General features: G+C 73.7%; 18 protein-coding genes. 7 read left to right on the forward strand and 11 right to left on the reverse strand.

Features of this window, described 5'->3' with window-relative positions; genetic code table 11:
- Positions 1 to 6: 6 nt before the first annotated feature.
- From OG937_08620 to betA, 4 genes are all read right to left on the reverse strand, one after another.
- On the reverse strand, positions 7 to 1989 hold the full coding sequence (locus tag OG937_08620) for an ABC transporter permease subunit (GenBank protein WUD71754.1): 1983 nt from the start codon (positions 1987 to 1989) through the stop codon (positions 7 to 9).
- On the reverse strand, positions 1989 to 3089 hold the full coding sequence (locus OG937_08625; GenBank protein ID WUD71755.1) for a glycine betaine/L-proline ABC transporter ATP-binding protein: 1101 nt from the start codon (positions 3087 to 3089) through the stop codon (positions 1989 to 1991). The genes OG937_08620 and OG937_08625 overlap by 1 nt, the downstream gene beginning before the upstream one ends.
- 20 nt (positions 3090 to 3109) lie before the next feature.
- Positions 3110 to 4579 (reverse strand): aldehyde dehydrogenase family protein, encoded by a 1470-nt coding sequence (locus OG937_08630; protein ID WUD71756.1) that lies wholly within the window; start codon positions 4577 to 4579, stop codon positions 3110 to 3112.
- Positions 4580 to 4719: 140 nt separating this feature from the next.
- Positions 4720 to 6384: a choline dehydrogenase gene (gene betA, locus OG937_08635; GenBank protein WUD71757.1), complete on the reverse strand. Its 1665-nt coding sequence runs from the start codon at positions 6382 to 6384 to the stop codon at positions 4720 to 4722.
- A gap of 215 nt (positions 6385 to 6599) precedes the next feature.
- Between betA and OG937_08640 the strand changes: the two genes are divergently transcribed.
- A complete protein-coding gene (locus OG937_08640) occupies positions 6600 to 7397 on the forward strand; it encodes an IclR family transcriptional regulator (GenBank protein ID WUD71758.1) in 798 nt (265 codons plus the stop codon).
- On the opposite strand, the gene OG937_08645 is transcribed toward OG937_08640, so the two are convergent.
- The 3 genes from OG937_08645 to OG937_08655 form a co-directional block, all read right to left on the reverse strand.
- A complete protein-coding gene (locus tag OG937_08645) occupies positions 7385 to 8518 on the reverse strand; it encodes an aromatic ring-hydroxylating dioxygenase subunit alpha (protein ID WUD71759.1) in 1134 nt (377 codons plus the stop codon). The genes OG937_08640 and OG937_08645 overlap by 13 nt on opposite strands.
- Positions 8519 to 8602: 84 nt before the next feature.
- Entirely contained in the window at positions 8603 to 9772 is a 1170-nt protein-coding gene (locus OG937_08650; protein ID WUD71760.1) for an FAD-dependent oxidoreductase, read from the reverse strand.
- Positions 9769 to 10131: a bifunctional 3-phenylpropionate/cinnamic acid dioxygenase ferredoxin subunit gene (locus OG937_08655; GenBank protein WUD71761.1), complete on the reverse strand. Its 363-nt coding sequence runs from the start codon at positions 10129 to 10131 to the stop codon at positions 9769 to 9771. Before OG937_08655 ends, OG937_08650 begins: the two co-directional genes overlap by 4 nt.
- 260 nt (positions 10132 to 10391) lie before the next feature.
- On the opposite strand from OG937_08655, the gene OG937_08660 reads away from it, so the two are divergent.
- The 3 genes from OG937_08660 to OG937_08670 all read left to right on the forward strand — a co-directional run bounded on the left by OG937_08660 (position 10392) and on the right by OG937_08670 (position 15203).
- Complete coding sequence (locus OG937_08660; GenBank protein WUD71762.1) at positions 10392 to 11114, forward strand: response regulator transcription factor; 723 nt, start codon at positions 10392 to 10394, stop codon at positions 11112 to 11114.
- A gap of 195 nt (positions 11115 to 11309) precedes the next feature.
- Positions 11310 to 14084 (forward strand): SpoIIE family protein phosphatase, encoded by a 2775-nt coding sequence (locus tag OG937_08665; GenBank protein ID WUD71763.1) that lies wholly within the window; start codon positions 11310 to 11312, stop codon positions 14082 to 14084.
- A gap of 84 nt (positions 14085 to 14168) precedes the next feature.
- Positions 14169 to 15203 carry a helix-turn-helix domain-containing protein gene (locus tag OG937_08670; GenBank protein ID WUD71764.1) on the forward strand — a complete coding sequence of 345 codons (1035 nt, stop codon included), beginning with the start codon at positions 14169 to 14171 and terminating at the stop codon, positions 15201 to 15203.
- Here OG937_08670 and OG937_08675 read toward each other — a convergent pair.
- Positions 15190 to 16614 (reverse strand): HAMP domain-containing histidine kinase, encoded by a 1425-nt coding sequence (locus tag OG937_08675; protein WUD71765.1) that lies wholly within the window; start codon positions 16612 to 16614, stop codon positions 15190 to 15192. The genes OG937_08670 and OG937_08675 overlap by 14 nt on opposite strands.
- Before the next feature lie 115 nt (positions 16615 to 16729).
- On the opposite strand from OG937_08675, the gene OG937_08680 reads away from it, so the two are divergent.
- The 3 genes from OG937_08680 (at position 16730) to OG937_08690 (ending at position 18240) form a co-directional block, all read left to right on the forward strand.
- Entirely contained in the window at positions 16730 to 17674 is a 945-nt protein-coding gene (locus OG937_08680) for a D-2-hydroxyacid dehydrogenase family protein (protein ID WUD71766.1), read from the forward strand.
- Between the two features lie 146 nt (positions 17675 to 17820).
- A complete protein-coding gene (locus OG937_08685; protein WUD71767.1) occupies positions 17821 to 17979 on the forward strand; it encodes a hypothetical protein in 159 nt (52 codons plus the stop codon).
- Between the two features lie 3 nt (positions 17980 to 17982).
- A complete protein-coding gene (locus tag OG937_08690) occupies positions 17983 to 18240 on the forward strand; it encodes a DUF4190 domain-containing protein (GenBank protein ID WUD71768.1) in 258 nt (85 codons plus the stop codon).
- Positions 18241 to 18283: 43 nt separating this feature from the next.
- Here OG937_08690 and OG937_08695 read toward each other — a convergent pair whose 3' ends face one another.
- The 3 genes from OG937_08695 to OG937_08705 all read right to left on the reverse strand — a co-directional run bounded on the left by OG937_08695 (position 18284) and on the right by OG937_08705 (position 22508).
- Positions 18284 to 18916 carry an MBL fold metallo-hydrolase gene (locus OG937_08695; GenBank protein WUD71769.1) on the reverse strand — a complete coding sequence of 211 codons (633 nt, stop codon included), beginning with the start codon at positions 18914 to 18916 and terminating at the stop codon, positions 18284 to 18286.
- A complete protein-coding gene (locus tag OG937_08700; protein WUD71770.1) occupies positions 18913 to 19998 on the reverse strand; it encodes an S-(hydroxymethyl)mycothiol dehydrogenase in 1086 nt (361 codons plus the stop codon). The genes OG937_08695 and OG937_08700 overlap by 4 nt, the downstream gene beginning before the upstream one ends.
- Before the next feature lie 203 nt (positions 19999 to 20201).
- Positions 20202 to 22508: an FtsX-like permease family protein gene (locus OG937_08705; protein ID WUD71771.1), complete on the reverse strand. Its 2307-nt coding sequence runs from the start codon at positions 22506 to 22508 to the stop codon at positions 20202 to 20204.
- Between the last annotated feature and the right edge of the window lie 4 nt (positions 22509 to 22512).

The raw sequence follows: 22512 nt of genomic DNA on the forward strand, positions 1-22512 counted from the left end.
CCTGCCCTAGCGCCCGCCGGGCACCCTCGTGGTGCGCCCGGCCGCGGCCTGAGTGATCCGGTCGAACATCACGCCGAGCAAGACGATGGCGAGTCCCGCCGCCAGCCCCTTGCCGTACAGCTCGCCCTGCGAGAAGCCGGCCACGACGTCGTAGCCAAGGGCGCCCGCACCGACCAGGCCGCCCACCACGACCATCGACAGCACGTAGATCAGGCCCTGGTTGGTCGCGAGCACCAGGGCGCCGCGCGACATCGGCAGCTGGACCTTGGTGACGAGCTGCCAGGTACTGGACCCGGCCGCCGCCGCGGCCTCCACGGTCGTCCCCGGCACGCCCCGGACGCCGTCGGCGACGATCTTCACCGTCACGGGCGCGGCGTACACGACGGCGGCGACGATCGCGGTGAAGCGGCTCGCGCCGAACAGCGCGAGGAACGGTACGAGGTAGACGAAGGGCGGCATGGTCTGCGCCGCGTCCAGGCCCGGCCGGACGATCCGGTCGGCGAGCGCGCTGCGGCCCATCCACACGCCCACCGTGACCCCGAGCAGCAGCACCAGCAGCGTCGCCACGACGGTCGAGGCGAGCGTGGTCATCGCGTCCTGCCACACCCCGGTGCCCACCAGCAGCCCCACGCACACCGCCGCGGTGCCACCGGCGCCGAGGCCGCCGAGGACCGTTCCCAGGGCCACCAGCACGAGGCCGGTGAGCCACCACGGGGAGTCGGTGAGCAGGGTCTGGAAGGGGTTGAGCAGGGCGTTGGTGAGCACGTCGCGGATGGCGCCCGTGACCCCGGACAGGTGTTCCTGCGCCCAGGTGGTCACGGTGTCGGCGGCACTCGCCAGGGAGCGCCCCGCTCCGCCCTCGCCGGGGAACTCCGCGGCCCAGACGTAGGTGTGGGACAGCCAGGCGGCGACCGCCGCGGCGACGGCGCCCGCGGCGAGCAGCGGCCCGCGCCGCAGGCGGCCGCCGGAGCCCTGCCCCCGCTCCGTCCTGACGGCGGCCGCGGTGGTGACCCGGTCCAGGACGATGGCCATGACGACGATGGCGAGGCCGGCGTTGAAGGCGGTGCCGACGTCGAGCGACTGCAGGGCCTGGACGACGGTCTTGCCGAGGCCGGGGGCGTCGATGAGGGCCGCGATGGTCACCATGGACAGGGCCGCCATGATGCTCTGGTTGACGCCCATCACCACGGTGCGCCGCGACATCGGCAGCAGCACCTTGGTGAGGGTCTGCGCCCTGGTCGAACCCAGCGACTCCGCCGCTTCCACCGTGGTCGCGGGTACCGAGCGGATGGCGTGCGCGGTGATGCGGACGGCGGGCGGCGCCGCGTAGATCAGGGTGGCGATGGTGGCGGAGGCCGGCCCGATCAGGAAGAAGAGGGTGAGCGGCGCCAGGTAGACGAAGGTCGGCATCGTCTGCATGAAGTCGAGCACGGGGGTCAGGACGCGGTTCACCCGCGGCGACAGCCCGGCCCACACGCCCAGCGGGATGCCGAACAGCAGCGCCACCAGCACCGCCGACACGGTGAGCGCCAGGGTGTCCATGCTCTCCTGCCACAGGCCCTGCAGCCCGAAGAACGTGAAGCCCGCGACGGCCAGCAGCGCCACGCGCCAGTTGCCCAGCGCCCAGGAGACGTAGCCGGCGATCGCGACCACGCCGAGCCATCCGATCTGCGGCACCGGGCGGCCGTCGGGCGGCTGCGAGATCAGGGTCTGGACGAAGGTCACCAGGGTGTCGATGACCAGCCGGATCTCGTTGAAGAAGTAGAGGAAGAGCGGGTTGCTGTTGCGGTCCGCGCCGATGGTGTCGTTGACGTCGTTGAACCAGCGGTGCAGCGGGGTCAGGTCGGCCGCCGCGAGGGCGAGCGTCTGCCGGCCGCGCAGGAGCGCGAAGAGCACCAGCCACAACACGACGATGCCCGCCACGACGGCCCGGCGGCGCAGCCGGACGGGCGCGAGCCGTTCGCGTGCCCCGGAGGCGGCGACCGCCATCACGCGCCGCCTTCCCGGCCCGCGACGACGGCGAGGATCTCCTCGTCGCCGACGACGCCGAGCAGCCGTCCGTCCTCGACGACCCTGACCGGCTTCTCGGCGGCGAGCACGGCCCGTGTCGCCTCGCGGACGACCGTGCCGGGGCCGAGTTCGGGGCCGTCGAGGGCGTCGTCGGGCCTCGGGTCGCGCATGATCCAGCGGAGCGTCAGCACGTCGGCCCGCGGCACGTCCTTGACGAAGTCGCGCACGTAGTCGTCGGCGGGGGCGCCGACCAGTTCGTCGCCCGTGCCGCACTGCACCGTCCTGCCGTCGCGCATGATCAGGATGCGGTCGCCGAGCTTGAGGGCCTCGGACAGGTCGTGGGTGATGAACACCATCGTCTTGCCGACCTCGTGGTGGAGGCGGATGACCTCGTTCTGCATGTCGCGGCGGATCAGCGGGTCGAGCGCGGAGAACGGCTCGTCGAAGAAGAGGATGCCGGGGTCCCCCGCCAGTGCCCGGGCCAGGCCGACGCGCTGCTGCATGCCGCCGGAGAGCTGGTCGGGGTAGGAGTTCTCGTAGCCCGCCAGGCCCACCAGTTCGACGACCTCCAGGGCCCGCTTCGTGCGCTCGGCCCTGCCCATGCCGCGGATCTCCAGGCCGTACGCGACGTTGTCGACGACCCGGCGGTGCGGCAGCAGGCCGAAGTGCTGGAAGACCATGGAGAACCTGTTGCGGCGCAGTTCGCGCAGCCGTTTGGCGTCGGCGGCGCGGATGTCCTCGCCCTCCAGGACGACCTGGCCCGCGGTGGGTTCGACGAGCCGGGTCAGACAACGCACCAGGGTGGACTTGCCGGAGCCGGACAGGCCCATCACGACGAAGACCTCCCCGGGCGCGACGTCGAAGTGGACGTCGCGCACGGCCGCGGTGCAGCCCGTGCGCTCCATCAGCTCACGGCGGCCGAGCCCGCACAGCTCCTGCGATTCCGGCACCCTGTCGGCCTTCGGCCCGAACACCTTCCACAGCCCGCGCACGGAGATGACCGCGTTCCGGTCCTGGTCCTGGTCCTCGTCGTGGGACGCGCCGCGCCGCTGCGGCACATCGGTCGGTGCTGGGGTCACGGTCGGCCTCTCCTGGGCGTTCAGCCGCGGAACCAGTGCTGCGGCCTGGGTCGGATGTTCTGCCAGATGTGCTTGGGCTCGCGGTACTCGTCCAGGCCGGTCGGTCCCAGCTCCCGGCCCACGCCCGAGTGCCCGAAGCCGCCCCATTCCGCCTGCGGTACGTAGGGGTGGTAGTCGTTGATCCACACGGTGCCGTGGCGCAGCCGGCGGGCGACCCGCTGGGCGCGGCCGGCGTCCCCCGTCCAGACGGCGCCGGCGAGGCCGTACTCGGTGTCGTTGGCGATGCGGACGGCGTCGTCCTCGTCGGTGAAGCGCTCGACGGTCAGCACGGGCCCGAAGGACTCCTCGTGGACGACGCGCATGCCCTGGTCGCAGTCGTCGAGGACGGTCGGCGGGTAGTAGAAGCCGTCCTGGAGCGCCGGGTCCGCGGGACGGGCGCCGCCGCAGCGCAGCACGGCGCCCTCGGCGATCCCGGCGGCGACGTACGCCTCGACCTTGTCGCGGTGGGCGGCGGAGATCAGCGGGCCGGTCTCCGCGGCGTGGTCGAAGGGGCCGCCGAGGCGGATGGCGCGGGCGCGCCGTACGACCTCGTCGACGAAGGCGTCGTGGACCGTGTCCTGCACGATCAGCCGGGCCCCGGCGGAGCAGACCTGGCCGGAGTGCAGGAAGACGGCCGTGAGCGCGAAGTCCACGGCCGTCTCGAAGTCGGCGTCGGCGAAGACCACGTTGGGGTTCTTGCCGCCGAGTTCGAGGGCGACCCTCTTCACCGTGGCGGCGGCCGCGGCCATGACCCGCTTGCCGGTCTCCAGACCGCCGGTGAAGGAGACCATGTCGACGCCGGGGTGCCCGGCGAGCGGGGCGCCTGCCCCGGTCCCGGCGCCGAGGACGAGGTTTCCGGCCCCGGGCGGGAGCCCGGCCTCCTCCAGGGCCCGCATCAGCAGCACGGAGGTGGAGGGGGTCAGCTCGCTGGGCTTGAGGACGAACGTGTTGCCCGCGACGAGCGCGGGCGCGACCTTCCAGGAGGCCTGCAGCAGCGGGTAGTTCCAGGGGGTGATCAGGGCGCAGACGCCGACCGGCTCGTACTCGACACGGCTGACGGCGTCGTCGCGGCCGGTGTCGACGACCCGTCCGGCGGAGGTCCCCGCGATGCCGCCGTAGTGGCGCAGGCAGGCGACGACGTCGGCGACGTCGTACTCGCTCTCCACGAGCCGCTTGCCGGTGTCGAGGGATTCGGCGCGGGCGAATTCCTTGGCGTCCCGCTCGACGATGCCGGCAGTGCGGAGCAGGAGGGCGCCGCGTTCGCGCTCCGGGGTGCGCGGCCAGGGGCCGTGGTCGAAGGCGGCGCGGGCGGCGGCGACCGCGGCCTCCGCGTCGGCGCCGGTCGCCTCGGAGACCGTCGCGACGAGCACTCCGTCGGCGGGGCAGCGGATCTCCCGGCGGCCTCCGGCCACCGCCTCGCGCCACTCTCCGTCCAGGTACAGGTCTGCCACGCGCGGAGCCCTCGCTTCGTTGCACATAGCGCATCGAATTGCTTGTGGTGGAACACCCTGTCCGAACGGCCACCGGCCGTCAAGGGGTGGCACGGGGTGTACGGCACATCTTGATCCGGTGAACGCGGCACCGGGCACGATCAGTTGGCGGTGGCGTCGCGGTGCCGGTAGAACTGCGCCTTCGAGGGCGGCAGCGGTTCACGGCCGAGGATCAGATCCGCCGCCTTCTCGGCGATCATCATCACGGGGGCGTAGATGTTGCCGTTGGTCACGTAGGGCATCACGGACGCGTCCACCACGCGGAGCCCCTCCACGCCGTGCACCCGCATGCTCGCCGGGTCGACGACGGCCATCGCGTCGGTGCCCAGCCTGCAGGTGCAGGACGGATGGAGGGCGGTCTCGCCCTCCTTGGCGACCCACGCCAGGATCTCCTCGTCGGTCTCGACCCCGGGGCCGGGCGAGACCTCGCCGCCGTTGAAGGGGGCGAGCGCGGGCCGGCCGAGGATGTCGCGGGCGACGCGCACCGCCTCGACCCACTCGCGGCGGTCCTGTTCGGTGGACAGGTAGTTGAAGCGCAGCGCGGGCTTCTCGCGCGGGTCCCTGCTCCTGATCTTCACCGAGCCGCGGGCGTCGGAGTACATCGGCCCCACGTGCACCTGGTAGCCGTGGCCGCCGGCCGGGGCCGAGCCGTCGTAGCGCACCGCGATGGGCAGGAAGTGGAACATCAGGTTGGGGTAGTCCACGTCCTCGTTGCTGCGCGCGAAGCCGCCGGCCTCGAAGTGGTTGGTGGCGGCGGGACCCTTGCGGAAGAGCCACTGCAGACCGATGAAGGGGTAGCGCCACTTGGCCAGGTACGGCTGCATGGAGACCGGCTGCGTGCAGGCGTACTGGACGTAGACCTCCAGGTGGTCCTGGAGGTTCTCGCCGACGCCGGGCAGGTCGTGCACGACGTCGATGCCGAGCGCGGCCAGTTCCCCGGCGTTGCCGACGCCCGACAGCTGCAGCAGCTGGGGCGAGTTGACGGCGCCGCCGCAGAGGACGACCTCGCGGGCGCGCACCTGCTCGCGGCTGCCCTTGCGGCGTTCGTACTCCACGCCCACGGCGCGCTTGCCCTCGAACAGCACCCGGGTGACCAGGGTCCGGGTCCGCACCGTCAGGTTGGGGCGCCTGCGCACCGGGTCGAGGTAGGCCCGGGCGGCGGAGAGCCGGCGGCCGCGGTGGACGTTGCGGTCGAAGGGCGCGAAGCCCTCCTGGCGGTAGCCGTTGACGTCGTCGGTGAGCGGATGTCCCGCCTCCTGGACCGCCTCGAGGAAGGCGGGGAACAGCGGGCTGGAGGCGGGCCCGCGCTCCAGGACGAGCGGACCGTCGTGACCGCGGAACTCGTCGTCGGGGCCGGCGGCGAGGCAGTTCTCCATGCGCTGGAAGTACGGCAGGCAGTGGGCGTAGTCCCAGTGCTCCATGCCGGGGCCCTCGGCCCAGCGTTCGTAGTCCATGGGGTTGCCGCGCTGGAAGATCATGCCGTTGATGCTGCTGGAGCCGCCGAGCACCTTGCCCCGGGCGTGGTAGATCCGCCGTCCGCCCATGTGGGGCTCGGGCTCGGACTCGTAGCCCCAGTCGTAGAAGCGGCTGCCGATGGGGAAGGTGAGCGCCGCCGGCATGTGGATGAAGACGTCCCACGGGTAGTCGGGGCGGCCGGCCTCCAGCACCAGGACACGGTTGCCCGGATCGGCGGAGAGCCGGTTCGCGAGGGCGCAACCGGCGGAGCCCCCACCGACGATGACGAAGTCGTACTGCACGGGAGCCATGTCAGCCTCGTCTCACTCGTCTCACTCGTCTCGCTTGTCTCGCTCGTCTCGATCGCGCGGTCGACAGGTCGACTGGCGCAGCATGCTAGTACGGTGCCGCTATGCGCACCAGGTTGCGATCCGCGCAACTTGACATCGGAGTTTCGGTCGTGTTTCCCGTCCGGACTCCGCCGGGGAACCCCGACGCCGTTGTTTACCGCGCGTATAGTTTCGCTGTGAGCAACTTCAGTGCAGATACCGAAACAACCGCTTCTCAGCCGGGCGGCGTCCAGTCCGTGGACCGGGCCATCAGCGTGCTGGAGATCCTGGCGCAGCGCGGCGAGGCCGGCGTGAGCGAGGTCGCCGCCGAGATCGAGGTCCACAAGTCGACGGCGTTCCGGCTGCTCGGCGCACTGGAGGCACGCGGGCTGGTGGAGCAGGCGGGCGAGCGCGGCAAGTACCGGCTCGGCTTCGGCATCGTGCGCCTGGCCGGCGCGGTGACCGGCCGCATCGACATCACCCAGCAGGGCCGGCCGGTCTGCGAACGGCTCGCCGAGGAGATCGGCGAGACCGTCAACATCGCCGTGATGGAGAAGCACTTCGCGATCAACCTGTACCAGGTGCGCGGACCGGCGGCGGTGACCGCGCACAACTGGGTAGGCCAGCTCACGCCGTTGCACGCGACCTCCAGCGGCAAGATCCTGCTCGCCCACCTCTCCGCCGCGCAGCGCGCGGAACTCCTCACGGACGCGGGCCTGGAGAAACTGACCCCGCACACCCTCACCTCGCGGACGAAGCTGGAGAAGAACCTCGCCGAGGCCAGGGAGCGCGGGTACGCCTGGACGCTGGAGGAACTGGAGATCGGCCTGCACGCGATGGCCGCCCCCGTCCGCTCGCGCGACGGCGAGGTCATCGCCGCCGTCAGCGCCTCCGGCCCCTCGTACCGCTTCACGCAGGAGCGCATGCGCGAACTCGCGCCGCTGCTGGTCGCCGGGGCCGCCGAGATCAGCCACCGCATGGGCTACCTGGGCTGAGCCGTGCCGAGGCGCTCGTGCACCCAGTCGTGGAAGCCGGCGATGTGGTGCTCGCTGGGGACCAGCACCCCGCCCTTGGCGTAGAGCCGGGAGCCCATCGCGGGCTGGCAGCGCTCGCAGGCCTCGAAGTCCTGGCGGTTGACCCGGTCGAAGAGCTCCACCGAGCGGCCGACGTCCCTGCCCGCGGTGACGACCTCCTCCAGGTAGAGCCAGTCGCACTCGACGACCGTGCGGTCGGCCGCGACCGGGTACATGCGGTGGAAGATCACGTGGTCCGGCACCAGGTTGACGAAGACCTGCGGCTTGATGGTGATCGCGTAGTAGCGCCGGTCCTGGGCCGCGGAGACCCCCGGTATGCGGTCCAGTCCCGGCGAGCCGTCCACCGTGAAGCCCTCGATGTCCGCGCCGAACTCGGCGCCGTGGCCGACGTAGTACTGCGCGGCGTAGCCACCGGCGAACTCCGGCAGCACCTCGGTCAGTTCGGGGTGGATCGTGGCGCAGTGGTAGCACTCCATGAAGTTCTCGACGATGAGCTTCCAGTTGGCCCTGACGTCGTAGACGATCCGCCGGCCGACCCTCAGGTGCTCAATGCCGTAGCGCTCCAGGGACTCCACGTCCCCGAGCCGGGTGACCACCTCGCCGACCACCTGCTCCTCGAAGGAGGGCGGGTCCTCGGCCAGGCAGACCCAGACGTAGCCCAGCCATTCGCGCACGTGGACGGGGACGAGCCCGTACTCGGTGCGGCCCACGTCGGGCATCTTGGTGAGGTTGGGGGCCGCCACGAGCCTGCCGTCCAGGTCGTACGTCCAGGCGTGGTACGGGCATTGGAACGCCCGCCTGACCTCGCCGCCCTCCTCGGTGAGCAGCCGGGCGCCGCGGTGCCGGCACACGTTGTAGAAGGCGCGCACCGCGTGGTCCCGGGACCGGGTGACCAGGATGCTCTCGCGGCCGACGTCCACGGTCCTGAAGGCGCCCGGCCTGCCGAGCTCGGAGGAGCGCGCCACGCAGAACCACATCGTCTCGAAGATGCGCTCCTGCTCCTGGGCGAAGATCCCGGGGTCCGTGTAGTAGGAGCCGGGGAGGGTGGCGATCAGGCTGTCCGGCAGGCCGGTCGGGGTCACGGGGCACTCCTTGCGGGACGTTGTGTAATGAGCAACGGAGTGTGCACTGCGCAACTGCAGCATGTGGTGCCGCTTCCGGCGCTGTCAAGACGCGGCGGCGGCCAGCTGCTTGCGCCAACGGGTGAACGACCGGGGCCGGTTCATCCCCAGTACGGCGACCGGAACCCCGCCCCTGCGGTAGACCGCGAGGACGTCGCGTTCCTCCGGAACGCCCTCCTCGACCGTGACGGTGTCGGCCCCCGCGGCGCGGCCCGCGAACTGGATGCGCACGCCGTACTGGTCGGACCAGAAGTACGGCGGGCGGGGGGCCCGTTGCCCGCCCGCGCCGCCGGACAGCAGCGCGGCGACGGCGGTGGCCGGACGCTCCAGGGCGCCCGTCCAGTGCTCCACGCGATGGTGCGCACCGGCGGCCGGGTCGTACCAGGCGGCGCAGTCGCCGACGGCGACGACGCCCGGCAGGCCCGTCCGGCCGTCCGCGCCGCACAGGACACCGTCGCCGAGCTCGATCCCGGACCCGGCGAGCCAGTCCGTGCACGGGCGCGCCCCGATGCCGACGACCACGGTGTCCGCGGGCAGCCTGCGGCCGTCGGCCAGGACCACGGCCACCACCCGCCCGCCGCCGTCCGCCTCGGTCCCCCGCACCCCCGTGCCGCACAACAGCCGTACGCCGTGGTCGGCGTGGAGGCCCGACACGACGCCGCCCATCGTCTCGCCGAGCGGACCCGACAGCGGGGTGGGCGCCGCCTCGACGACGGTGACGTCCAGGCCGAGGGCGTATGCGGTCGAGGCGACCTCGGCCCCGATGAAACCGCCGCCGATGACGACGAGCCGCCCGCCGCGCGCCAGATCGGCCCGCAGCGCGCGGGCGTCGTCCAGGGTGCGCAGGGTGTGCACACCGGAGGGGCCCGCCGCGCCGGGCAGCGTACGGGCAGCGGCCCCGGTGGCGATGACGACTCCGTCGGCGGTGACGGCGCGGCCGTCCGCGAGCCCGACGCCCCGCGTGCCCGGGTCGAGCGTCACGGCCCGGGCGCCCAGCAGCCATTCGGCCCCGAGGTCCTCGCCGTCCGCCTCCAGGACCAGGGCCGCCTCGTCGGCGCGTCCGGCGAGGAACTCCTTGGACAGCGGCGGCCGGTCGTACGGCCGGTGCGGTTCGTCGCCCACGACCACCAGCCGGCCGTCGTACCCCTGGGCGCGCAGTGCCCGCGCCGCCGACAGCCCCGCCAGCGAGGCGCCGACCACGAGGACCGCTCTCATCCGGCTCCCCCGGCGAGCCGGCCGGCCGCGCACGAGGGCGGGCCGGGGGCGGCCGCCGACAGCCGTACGTGGACCATGCCGTCCTCGACCACGACCTCGTGCGTCCGCACGGGCCGCCGGGCCGGGGGCGCGTCCACCGCACCCGTGCGCAGGTCGAACTTCGAGGCGTGCAGCGGGCACTCGACCTCGCACCCCTCCAGCCAGCCGTCCGCGAGCGACGCGTCCTGGTGGGTGCAGGTGTCGTCGACGGCGTAGAGCTCGCCCTCCTCGGTGTGGAACACCGCGACGGGCGGGTCGGTCTCGAGCCGGAAAGCCTCGCCACGCGGGAGATCCGCGAGCCGGCACACGGGAATCATCATGACACCTCGGTGCGTATGGCGGAACTGATTGCGGTTGACGCAACATCAGTGTGGGGGTGCCCCCCACCCCTGTCAAGGCATCGCCCGGACACCCGGACGTCGCATCTGACGGGGGCTCATCCGCAGCTCCGCGGGGGAGGCCGGCAGCGGATCGTCGCGATTCGGTCACGGGGGTTGTCCGGGTTCGACTGAATGACATAATCCGTTCCTCTTCTGTGTGACAACGGCCGGAATACGGCCCGGAGGAAGTGACCCGCGGCATGAACGTGACCGTCTCGGCCCAGCAGCCCCGCGTGCTGGTCGTGGAGGACGAGGCGAGCATCGCCTCGATGCTCGCGATGGCGCTGCAGTTCCTGGGCTTCGACGTGGTCACGGCCGGGACCGGCGAGGAGGCGGTGAGCACGGCGGCCGACCGCGCCGCCGACGTGATCCTGCTCGACGTGGGACTGCCCGACCTCGACGGCTTCGAGGTGTGCCGCAGGCTCCGCGCCGCCCGGGTCGACGCGCCCGTCCTCTTCCTCACGGCCCGGGACGCCGTGGAGGACAAGATCAGGGGCCTGGCCCTGGGCGGCGACGACTACGTCACCAAGCCCTTCGACATCAACGAGGTCGCGGCCCGGGTGAACGCCCTGCTGCGCCGGGGCCGGGCCCCCGAGCCCGCCGGGCGCCGGCTGCGCGCGGGCTGGGTCGAGCTGGACGCGGACACCCACGAGGTGTGGCGGCACGGCCGGCCGGTCCAGGTCTCGGCGACCGAGTTCGCGCTGCTCCGCTTCCTGCTGGAGAACCCGGACCGGGTGGTGTCCAAGGGTCAGATCCTCGACGCCGTGTGGAGCTGCGACTTCCAGGGCGAGTCCGGGATCGTGGAGACCTACATCTACTACCTCCGCCGGAAGCTCGGCGACACCGACCAGTCGCTCATCCGCACCGTGCGGGGGGCGGGCTACCTGGTGAGGGCGGCGCCGGCCGATACGGCTTCGCGCTGACGGTGCCCGCGCGCGGCGCTATGTTGGCCTTCGGAGGAAAGCCGACGAGAAGAGGGCACGATCCCGAACGAAGCCGCCGCCCAGGAGCCTGAAGCGCCGCTCGACCAGCCGGGAGCGGAGCGGCTGCGCCTGCTCCGGTCCTCGGGCGACGACCAGGGCGAGCGAGAGGCGCTGCGACTGGGACTGCAGCAGGCCGTGGCGGCGCTGAACGGCTTGGGCGGACTGGTCCACCTGCGCGGGCAGGAGGCCCGGGGCGGAGTGCCCCTGCGCCTGGCCGCCAGCAGCGGTCTGCCCAGGAACCTGACCCGGGCCTGGCTCTTCCTCCCCCCGCAGGACGCCACCGCGCCGGGCCGCGCGACGACCGGGGGCGAACCGGTGTGGCTGCCCACGACGGAGACGACCCCCGGCCCGCTGCCCGGCGGGTCCGGGCTCGCCGCCGTACCGCTCCCCGGCCCCGAGGGCCCGCTCGGCGCGCTCTCGGTGGTGACCGCGGGCGCCGTACCGCCGGCTCCCGGCGCGTGGGAGCTGCTGCGGGGGATCGCCGCTTGGGTGTCGGAGCGGCTGGGCCGGACGGCGGCCGTCGGGTCGCGCGAACGCTGGCGCCTGGCGGAGGGCGGCTCGGGTTCCCGGCCCCGGGAGACCCCGTCCGACGTGGGCATCGGCACCTGGGAGTGGAACGTCCGCACCGGCGAGGCCTACCTCGACGAGACCGCGCGCTCCGTCTTCGGGATGTCCCCGCAGATGTACGACGGACGCCTGGAGACCTGGGTGGAGCTGGTCCACCCCGAGGACCTGCCCTGGGTGATCGCCGACGCCGAGGAGGCCGCCCGGGCCCGCGGCGGTTTCGCCTGGGAGTACCGGGTCCGCCGGCCCGACGGGACCTTCCGCTGGGTGCAGGCCCGCGGCCGCAGCGTGCTCGGTGCGGACGGCAAGGCCGTCCGGCTCGCCGGTGTGCTGTGGGACAGCACGGAGACCCGGGTGGCGATGGACGCCGCCGGCCGGGCCCTGCGTCACATGAGCGACGGCTTCCTGGCGGTCGACGACGACGGCCGCATAGCCTTCGCCAACCCCCAGGCCGAGCGGCTGCTCGGGGCGCGGCGGCCCCTGGTCGGCGCGGTGCTGTGGGACCTGCCCGGTGTCCACGACTCGGAGATCGAGGCCCACTGCCGCCGGGCGGCCGAGGGCGACGCGACCGTCAGCGCGGACATCGAGTGGGGCGGCGGCACGCGCCGCTACCACCTGCGCGTCATGCCCGTGCCCGACGGCCTGACCCTCTACCTCACCGACGTCACCGAGCACCGGCTGGCGGAGGAGGCCCGCGCCGACGCCGCCCGCACCGCCGCCGACCGCGCGGCGCACATCGGCCGGCTGACCACCGCGCTCGCCGAGGCCGTCACCGTCAAGGACGTCGTCGCCGCCGCCGCCGACCGCGTACTGCCGCTGTTCGACGCCACCGGGCTGATCATCAAGACGCTGGAGGGCGACCTGCTGCGCGTGGTCGGCTTCGTCGGCTACCCCCCGGGCCTGATGGAGCGGCTCAGCCGGACCCGGCTCGCCGAGGGCAGCCCCAGCACCGACGCCATCCGCGAGCGCGTGCCCCGCTACATCACCTCCGCCAAGGAGTTCCACGAGGCGTACCCGGCCCGGGTCCACCTCCAGGAGTGGTCCCAGAAGCACGCCTGGGCCTTCCTGCCGCTGATCGTCTCCGGGAAGGCCGTCGGCTCCTGCGTCGTCTCCTTCTCCGAACCGCGCCCGTTCGGCGAGGAGGAACGCACCCTGCTGACCGCGCTCAGCGGGCTGGTCGCCCAGGCCCTGGAGCGGGCCCGGCTGTACGACGCCGAGCACGGACGGGCACAGGAGCTGCAGCGCGGCCTGCTGCCGCGCGTCCTGCCCGAACTGGCGGCGGTCAGCGCCGCGGCGCGCTACCTGCCCGCCGTCGAGGGGACGACGGTCGGCGGGGACTGGTACGACGTCATCCCGCTCTCCGCCGACCGGGTCGCGCTGGTCATCGGGGACGTGATGGGGCACGGCATCTCCGAGGCCGTGACCATGGGGCGGCTGCGTACCGCGGTGCACACCCTCGCCGGTCTCGAACTGCCCCCCGACGAGCTGCTCGCGCACCTCAACGAGCTGGTCAGCGACCTCGGGGACGACTTCTACGCGACCTGTCTGTACGCCGTGTACGACCCCACGAACCGCACCTGCGCCTTCTCCCGGGCCGGGCACCCGCCGCCCGCGCTGGTGCTGCCCGACGGCACCGTCCACTTCGCCGGGCACTCCCCGGACCCACCGCTGGGCGCCGCCACACCGCCCTTCGCGACCGTGGAGCTCGAGATCCCCGAGGGAAGTCTGCTGGTGCTCTACAGCGACGGGCTCGTCGAATCCTCCCGCCGGGACATCGACACGGGGATGGCCGGGCTGGCGAAGGCCCTCACCGGCGCGCCGGCCGCGGCGCCCGTGCGGCCGGCTGACGGCCGCCGGGGCGAGATCGAGCGCCTGGGAAGGCTCTGCGACGAGGTCGCCGCCGCCCTCGACCCCCACCAGGAGCACGCCGGGGACGACGCGGCCCTCCTGATCGCCCGCACGCACGCCCTGTCGCCCGGCGACGTCGCCTCCTGGTCCCTGCCCGAGGACCCGCTCGCCGCGGGCCAGGCACGCGAGCACATCCGCCGCCGGCTGGACGCCTGGGGACTGGGCGAACTGGTCATGACGACCGAGCTGATCGCCAGCGAGCTGGTCGGCAACGTGGTCCGGCACGCCCGGGGCCCCATCGGCCTGCGGCTGATCCGCAGCCGCACCCTCGTCTGCGAGGTGTCGGACGGCAGTCTCAGCACCCCCCGGATCCGGCACGCCGGCGACACCGACGAGGGCGGCCGCGGGCTGCAGCTGGTGGCCGCGCTGTGCCAGCGCTGGGGCACCCGCTACGTTCCCGGCGGCAAGTGCATCTGGACCGAGCAGGCGATCCCCTGACCGTCGTGACGGCGGGCGATCCCCAGCGCGGACTCTGATCCCGCTTTGATGTGACTCTGATACTCCGGTGCTTGGCTTGCGCGCATGACCACCCACGCACCGGTGTCCACGGGCCTGGATTCCTGTCTTGACCTGGGATTCACCGACTCCGGCGGAGGCGAGCCCTCGCTGCGGCGGGAGCTGTTCGCCGCCCTGATAGAAGTCGTCTCCGGCTCGGGAGAGTGGAGCGAGCAGACCGCCGCGCGGATCCGCGGCGAGGGGGTCGCCTGGGCCGCGCGGGGTGAGCCGGTGAGCGCGCTGCGGGTCGCCGTCCAGGAGACGACGGAGTACATCCTGGTCTCCGGCGGGCACGCGGCGGCCGGGGCCGACGGTTCGCGCGGCGAGTTCGCCCGGCGCCTGACGGACGCGGGGCGCCGCGTGGCCCGGGAGCTGAACCGGGGCTACTTCGCCCGGTCCGGGTCGGAGGCCCCCGCCTCGGTCCCGGAGCCGCCCCGGCCCGGGCCGTCCTACGCCCCGCCCGCCTACGCCGTGATGGCGCTGCGCGCGCCCGGCCTCCCCCTCGGCGACGTCGAGGCCGTGGCCCGCGGCCACGGCGGCCCCGAGACGGCCGTGCTGCCCTCGGCGCGCGGGCTGTACGTGCTCACCCCCGCGCCGCGCCACGAGGAGTCCGTCGACCTGGCGGACCGCATCCACCGCGACCTCGCCGGGACGGCCCGGCTCGCGGTGCACTGGAAGCCCTACAACGAGGTGACGGCGGGTCAGCTGCTGGTGGACGACGTCTGCGCGGTGGTCGACGCGCTGGGCTTCGGGCCCGGCGTCTACCAGCTGGACGACGTCCTGGTCGAGTACGCGGCCGCGCAGACGCCCGACATCGCCCAGCGGCTGGTCGGCATGGTGCAGCCGGTGCTGGACGACCAGGTGCTGCGGGAGACGCTGAGTGCGGTGATCTCCGCCGACGGCGACCCCGACCTGGCGTGCGAGCTGCTCACGCTCCGCCGCAAGTTCTTCGACCGTCGGCTGCGCCGGGTCGAGGAGCTGACCGGCCGGCGCGTCGACGGCCCGCGCGACCTCCAGGTCCTCAGGACGGCCGTCGCGGTCGCCGCGATCATGCGCCAGTGAGCGCCGGCAACCGCACCCGGAACCACGCACCCGACGCCGATGCCTCCACCCGCACCGAGCCCGCGTGCGCCGCGGCGATCGCGGCCACGATGCTCAGGCCCAGTCCGCTGCCGGGGGCGGGGTGGTCGTCCCGGCGGGCGGGGCGGGGGGTGCCGCCACCGGCGCGGAAGAACCGCTCGAAGATCCGCTCGCGCAGTTCCTCGGGTATCCCGGGCCCGCCGTCGATGACGTCGACGATCTGCTCGTCGCCCTCGCGGCCGACCCGTACCTCGGCGGGGACGTCGTGGGCGGTGTGCGCGACCACGTTGGCCAGCAGGTTGGTGACCACCTGACGGAGCCGGTCGGGGTCGCCGGTCACCATGTGGGGCCCGGGTTCCACGACGAGGGTCACCGGGCGGTCGGGGTCGACGACGCGGGCGTCGGCCACCGCGTCGGCGCAGAGTTCGGCCAGGTCCACGGGGCGGCACTCGAGGGGGCGGCCCTGGTCGAGGCGGGCCAGCAGCAGCAGCTCGTCCACGAGGGCGGACATCCTGCGGGTCTCGTTCTGCACCCGGCGCATGGCGTCGTCCAGACGGGCCGGGTCGTCGAGGGCGCCGAAGCGCACCAGCTGCGCGTAGCCGCCGATCGCGGTGAGCGGGGTGCGCAGTTCGTGGCTGGCGGCGCCGACGAAGTCGCGCAGTTGCTCCTCGGCCTTGCGGCGGCGGTTGAACTCCTCGTCGACCCGGCCGAGCATCGCGTTGACGGCGTCGGCCAGCGCCTCCACCTCCGCCGTCGACACCGGGGCGGCGACCCGCTGCGAGAGTGCGCCCTCGGCGGCGAACCGGCGGGCGGTGGCGGTGATCTCCTTGAGCGGCGAGATGGTGCGGCGGCTGAAGTACAGGGCGCCGAGCACGACGCCGGCGACCAGCGGCACACCGGAGACGGCCTCGATGACCACGAGGTTGTGCACCGTGGCCGCGTCGTCCGCGGTGGACTCCGCGATCACCAGGTAGCCGCCGTCGGGGAGCTTCTCGACGACCGCCCGCATCGGGGCCGGGCCGACCGCGCCCGCCCGGCCGGCGGTGGCCATACGGTCCAGGTCGGCGCTGGACAGCCGGATGACGGCCCGCTCCACCATCGCGCCGGACTCGCGCTGGACGACCCTGCCGATGGCGTCGGTGAGCAGCACCACGGCCGTCGCCCCGGCGGGCTTGAGGTCCGAGGTGGCCTCCAGCTCGTCGAGCCGGTCCTGGCGTATGGAGGCCAGCTGCTGGTCCAGCCGGTTCCGCAGGCCGTCGGCGAGGGCCCGCGCGGCGTAGACGTCCGCGGCCGCGACGCCGACCGTGGTGATCGCCAGGAAGCCGAGCGCGAGGCGCCAGTACAGCGAGCGGGGCCACCAGCGCAGCCGGCGCCGCCTGCCGGGTGTCTCCACCTGCCCACCCCTCGTCCGGTTCCGGCGGCTGTCGGGTTCCGGCCGCTTTCCGAGCAGATACTAGGACAGACCCCGGGGACACCCGTTCGACCGATCGAGCCGAGGAGACCGCACCATGCGCATCGCCGTCCTGGACGACTATCAGAAGGCGGCGCACCGGTTCGCCGACTGGGACGCGCTGGGAGCCGAGGTGGTCTTCCTCCACGACCACGTCTCCGGTACGGCCGAACTGGCCGGGGCGCTGGACGGCTTCGACGTGGTGGTCGCCATGCGCGAGCGCACCCCCTTCACCGAGGAGCGCTTCGCGGCGCTGCCGGCGCTGCGGCTGCTGGTGACCACCGGGATGGCGAACGCGTCCGTCGACCTGGCCGCCGCCCGCCGGCACGGTGTGACGGTGTGCGGCACGGAAAGCGTCGCGCACGCCACGGCCGAGCTGACCTGGGGGCTCGTCCTGTCGCTGGTCCGGCACCTCCCCGAGGAGACGGCCGGGATGCGGCACGGTGAGTGGCAGCACACGATCGGCGGCGACCTGCACGGCCGGACGCTGGGCGTGGTGGGGCTGGGCCGGCTGGGCGCGCGGGTCGCCGCGATCGGCACCGCCTTCGGGATGCGCGTCCTGGCGTGGAGCGCCAATCTCGACCCGGAGCACGCCGCCGCGTGCGGCGCGCGGGCGGTCGGCAAGCGTGAGCTGTTCTCGCAGTCCGACGTCGTCACCGTGCACTACAAGCTCAGCGCGCGCAGTACCGGGCTGGTCGGCGCCGAGGAGCTGGGCTGGATGAAGCCCACGGCGCTGCTGGTCAACACCTCGCGCGGTCCGCTCGTCGACACCCCGGCGCTGGTCGCCGCGCTGCGCGAGCGCCGGATCGCCGGTGCGGCGCTGGACGTGTACGACACCGAGCCGCTGCCCGCCGGGGACGTCCTGCGGAGCCTGCCGGGCGCGCTGCTCACCCCCCACCTGGGCTACGTCACGGAGGCGACGTACGAGGTCTTCTACCGGCAGGCGGTCGAGGACATCGCGGCCTACCGGGACGGCGCGCCGCTGCGGGTGCTCAGCGCCTGAGCGGCGGGCGCGCTTTCCGGCCGAACCGGCGTCCCGGCACCCGCGGGGCGCCGGTCCGCGTTTTCCGGGAGCGGTGGTGGGCAGAAGCTCCGTGTACAACTGTTCACCGAATTTCCCGGAACGTCGGAGCACAGGGAAGGACCGGCATGCTGTTCCTGGTGGCCGCACTGGCCCTGTTCGGGCTGTTGCTCGGACCGGTCGCGCATCTGCCGCTGCACGCGACCCTCGCCGTCGCCGCCGTCATCGTCGGGTGGCTCGCGCTGTACGCGGCACGCCGGCGCGTCGCGCACCGAAGGGAGGGGTGAGGGATGCCCGGGACACCCGTGAGCACGCGTCGCGCCCACGCGGACGGCGCGGCGGTGGCGTCGTTCGTCCTCGGACTGGTGGGCCTGCTGGTCTTCAGCGTGGTCCTCGGCCCCGCCGCCCTCGTGCTGGGCTCGATGGCGCTGTTCCAGGGCACCGCCCGCCGCGGGCGGGCCGTGCTGGGGCTCGCACTGGGGGCGGCCGACCTGGTCGTGCTCGCGGTGGTGACCGCGAACGACCACGCCTACGGGTGGTCGCTCTGACCGCGGTGACCGCCGCACCGGTGGGTGCGGCGGTCACGGGGGCTCAGTGGCCGCGGGCGATCCACTCGTCCAGATGCGGGGCCTCGGCGCCGATGGTGGTGCTGTCGCCGTGGCCGGTGCGGACGACCGTCTCCGGCGGCAGGGTCAGCAGCCGCTCGCGGATGGAGTCGATGATGGTGGGGAAGTCCGAGAAGGACCGCCCCGTGGCGCCCGGGCCGCCCTGGAAGAGGGTGTCGCCGGTGAAGACCGTGCCGAGGGCCGGCGCGTACAGGCAGACGGCGCCCGGCGCGTGGCCCGGGGTGTGCAGCACCGTGAGCTCGGTGCCGGCCACCGCAATGACCTGACCGTCCGTCAGTTCCCCGTCCGGGGAGCGCTCCGGGTGGGTCTGCTTCCACAGCGGCAGGTCGTCGCCGTGCAGCAGGATCTTCGCGCCGGTGCGGGCGGCGAGCGCGGGCGCGGCGTCGACGTGGTCGTTGTGGGCGTGGGTGCTCACGATCGCGAGCAGGCGGCGGCCGCCCAGCGCCGCGGCGATGGCGTCGGCGTCGTGGGCGGCGTCGACGACGATCGCCTCGGTGTCGTCGCCGACGATCCAGACGTTGTTGTCGACGTCCCAGGTGCCGCCGTCCAGCGAGAAGGTGCCCGAGGTGACGAGGTGGTCGATGCGGGCGGCCGTCACAGGACCACCACCGAGCGCAGCACGTCGCCGTGGTGCATCCGCTCGAAGGCCTTCTCCACCTCGTCCAGGGCGATGGTCTCGGTGACGAAGGTGTCCAGGTCCAGCCGGCCCTGCAGGTGGAGGTCGATGAGCATGGGGAAGTCACGGGAGGGCAGGCAGTCGCCGTACCAGGAGGACTTCAGGGCGCCGCCGCGGCCGAAGACGTCCAGCAGCGGGAGTTCCAGCTTCATCTCGGGGGTGGGCACGCCGACCAGGACGACGGTGCCGGCCAGGTCGCGGGCGTAGAAGGCCTGCTTGTACGTCTCGGGGCGGCCGACCGCCTCGATGACGACGTCGGCGCCGAAGCCGCCGGTCAGCTCGCGGACCGCCTCGACGGGGTCGGTCTCCTTGGAGTTGACGGTGTGCGTGGCGCCCAGCTTCCTCGCCGTCTCCAGCTTCCGCGCGTCGATGTCCACCGCGATGATCTTCGCGGCGCCGGCCAGCCGGGCGCCGGCGATCGCCGCGTCACCCACGCCGCCGCAGCCGATGACGGCGACGGAGTCGCCGCGGCCGACGTTGCCGGTGTTGATGGCCGCGCCGATGCCCGCCATGACACCGCAGCCCAGCAGCCCGGCGACGGCCGGGGAGACGGCCGGGTCGACCTTGGTGCACTGCCCGGCGTGGACGAGGGTCTTCTCGGCGAAGGCCCCGATGCCGAGGGCCGGGGAGAGCTCGGTGCCGTCCAGCAGGGTCATCTTCTGCTTGGCGTTGTGGGTGTTGAAGCAGTACCAAGGGCGGCCGCGCAGACAGGCACGGCACTGGCCGCACACCGCACGCCAGTTGAGGACGACGAAGTCGCCGGGGGCGACGTCGGTGACGCCGTCGCCGACCGACTCCACGATGCCGGCCGCCTCGTGGCCGAGCAGGAACGGGAAGTCGTCGTTGATGCCGCCCTCGCGGTAGTGCAGGTCGGTGTGGCAGACCCCGCAGGCCTGGATCCGTACCAGCGCCTCCCCGGGCCCCGGGTCGGGCACGACGATCGTTTCCAGGCTGACGGGGGAACCCTTCTCCCGGGCGACGACGGCACGGACCTGGTGAGCCATGGGGCACTCCTCGGCTGGTACGGAACCCTGAGACGGGCGTTTCTCATTACGGCACATTCCGCACGTGCCGCAACACAAGCATCGACGACGGCCGACAGAGCGGTCAAGGACCGCGCAGCCGGGCCGGCCGGTGCGCTTCATTCTTACCAAGGATCTTGCCCGGCGGCCCCGTTCGGCGGGGCACGGCGTCCGGTGTCTTCCCCTCACTGGGCGTTGAACAGCATCCGCGGATTACGGTCCCCCGCCGCGCGGGAGGCGGGCAGCAGCGAGAGTGCCACCGCCGCCGCGACGCACACGCCGACGATCAGGGCCAGCGCCGCAACCGGCGGGGACTGGGCGATCCCCGCGCCGACGCCGCTGGAGCCGGCCTGCAGGTCGATCAGCCAGTCGGAGGCGAACACCCCCGCGGCGACCCCCGCCGCGGCGGCGGCCAGGACCACCAGGCCGACGCCGGTCACGACGGTCGCCACGGTCTGCTGCGGCGTCAGGCCCACGGCGCGGTAGGCGCGCATGTCGCGGGCGTGGTCGCGGATGCCGCTGCCGACGGCCGTGGACAGTTCGGCCAGGGCGATCAGCGCGAGGACGCTGACCAGTCCGATGATCACGCCGCGCACCGGGGAGAGCTCGGCGCCGGGGCCGGTGACCTCGCGCACCTCCAGGGCGCCGTGCGACGCGTCCGTGAGGGCGCCGCGCACCGCCGCGCGGTCGGCGCCGGGACGCAGCACCAGGCTGTAGTACGAGGGCCCGATGGAGGCGTCCTGGGCCCGCAGCACGTCGAGCGGGGCGGAGATCACCCGTCCGCCGTGCCCGGTCTCGATGCTGCGGCCGACGATGTGCAGGATGTGCGGGGTGCCGCCGACGGTGACCCGGACCCACTGGCCGACCTCGATGTGCAGCGCGTCGAGCAGGCCCTGCCCGGCGAGTGCCTCGTCGGGTCCGGCGGGGCGCCGGCCCTCCGCGACGGCGAAGGGGTAGGGGTCGGCGGTGGTGCCGATCCCCCGCAGGGTGACGGACTGCGACTGGCCCGGGGCGAGCGCGGGGAGGTCGACGCCCGGGTGTGCCGCGGCGATCTCCGGTCGTGCGGCGAGCAACTGCCGGACGGCCTCGTCGGTGAGGCCGTTGGGGCGGGCGGTGAGCGCGCCGGCCTGGCCGAGCAGTTCGGGGTGGTGCTCGAAGCGGTCGAGGGTGGCCCAGGTCCCCAGCGCCACGGTGATCATCAGGACCGGCAGGGCGAGCCGGGCCACGGCGGCCGCCGAGCGTGCGGGCCGGTGCAGCACGCCGCGGCAGCCGAGCACCAGGGCGGGCGGGGTCCCCAGGCGCAGCGCGGCCCGGGCCGCGCCGGACATCCTGCGGCGTCCCGGAACGGCCCCCCGCGCGGCGGGGATCGGCGGCACGCGACCGGCCCGCCAGGCGGCGAGCACCGTGGCCAGGGCGATGACCAGCACGGTCGCCACGGCCGTACCGGGGAGCGCCCAGGTGTGCTGCGGCAGTCCCTGCCACAGCCCCATGGCGTCCCCCATCGGCCCGGGGATGCCCGGCGCGAGCGTCTCCGCGGCCACCGATCCGAGCACCACACCGGCGGTGGCGAGCACCGCGTGCTGCACGAGGAACATCCGGACCACCTGGGCCGGGGTGAAGCCGACCGCCTTCAGGACGGAGATGTCACGGACGTACGCCAGGACGCGGGTGGCGATGCCCCCGGTCACCGCGATCGCGGCGGCCAGCAGCGCGGCCAGCCCGAACAGGCCGAGCAGCAGCCCGAGGAGGTGGTTGTCGCCCTCGGCGTCGGCGCGGGCCTCCCGCCAGGTGGCGACGCTCGTGACGCGGTCCGGTCCGACGACGGAGACGGCCCGCTGGATGACGAAGGCGGTGTCCGCCGGGTCCTTCAGCCGCAGCCCCACGGTCTGCCCCGACCGTGCCGGGCCGGTGGCGAGGCCGCTCACCAGCGTGGGCGACGCCCAGGCGACACCGGGGTTGTCTCCCGGGGAGTAGAGCGGTTCGGCGGTCCCGGCGACGCCGACCACGCGGACGGTGCTCCGCCGTCCGTCGCGGGTCACGCTGATCTCGTCCCCCGGCTCGGCCCACAGCGCCGACGCCACCGACCGTTCCAGCACGATGCCGGCGCCGTCATCGCCGTCCAGCCAGCTCCCGCGGTCCATGAGCGGCCGGCCCACCGACGGCGGGCTCGTGCCCGCGGCCCGCAGGTCGAGGGCGGCCTTCTCCCGGCCGTGCTGCGCGGTGACGGTGAGGGTGCGGAAAGGTCCGGAGACCGCGGTGACCCCGTCGATCCCGGACAGCGCGCGGGTGTCGGCGCGGCCGTCCGTGCGCAGCCAGACGTGGGCGCCCTCGGTGGCGGTGAACATCCGCTGCCAGGGGTTGGCCGCGTACACCAGCAGGGCGACGGAGAGCAGCAGCGCCACGGTGATGCCCGCGGTGGCCAGGACGATGGACAGGGCCTGGCCGCGGTGGGTGCGCAGATCGGCGAGGGCCCAGCGGGCGGTGGCGCGCACGGCG

It is taken from the genome of Streptomyces sp. NBC_00510 (assembly GCA_036013505.1).
Classification (GTDB): Bacteria; Actinomycetota; Actinomycetes; order Streptomycetales; family Streptomycetaceae; genus Actinacidiphila.

Coding starts and splice junctions, on each gene's coding strand:
- OG937_08700 (WUD71770.1), bottom strand. CDS start 19,998: ATGGCTCACCAGGTCCGTGCCGTCGTCGCCCGGGAGAAGGGTTCCCCC.
- OG937_08620 (WUD71754.1), bottom strand. CDS start 1,989: ATGGCGGTCGCCGCCTCCGGGGCACGCGAACGGCTCGCGCCCGTCCGG.
- OG937_08670 (WUD71764.1), top strand. CDS start 14,169: ATGACCACCCACGCACCGGTGTCCACGGGCCTGGATTCCTGTCTTGAC.
- OG937_08655 (WUD71761.1), bottom strand. CDS start 10,131: ATGATGATTCCCGTGTGCCGGCTCGCGGATCTCCCGCGTGGCGAGGCT.
- OG937_08685 (WUD71767.1), top strand. CDS start 17,821: ATGCTGTTCCTGGTGGCCGCACTGGCCCTGTTCGGGCTGTTGCTCGGA.
- OG937_08690 (WUD71768.1), top strand. CDS start 17,983: ATGCCCGGGACACCCGTGAGCACGCGTCGCGCCCACGCGGACGGCGCG.
- OG937_08650 (WUD71760.1), bottom strand. CDS start 9,772: ATGAGAGCGGTCCTCGTGGTCGGCGCCTCGCTGGCGGGGCTGTCGGCG.
- betA (WUD71757.1), bottom strand. CDS start 6,384: ATGGCTCCCGTGCAGTACGACTTCGTCATCGTCGGTGGGGGCTCCGCC.
- OG937_08680 (WUD71766.1), top strand. CDS start 16,730: ATGCGCATCGCCGTCCTGGACGACTATCAGAAGGCGGCGCACCGGTTC.
- OG937_08660 (WUD71762.1), top strand. CDS start 10,392: ATGAACGTGACCGTCTCGGCCCAGCAGCCCCGCGTGCTGGTCGTGGAG.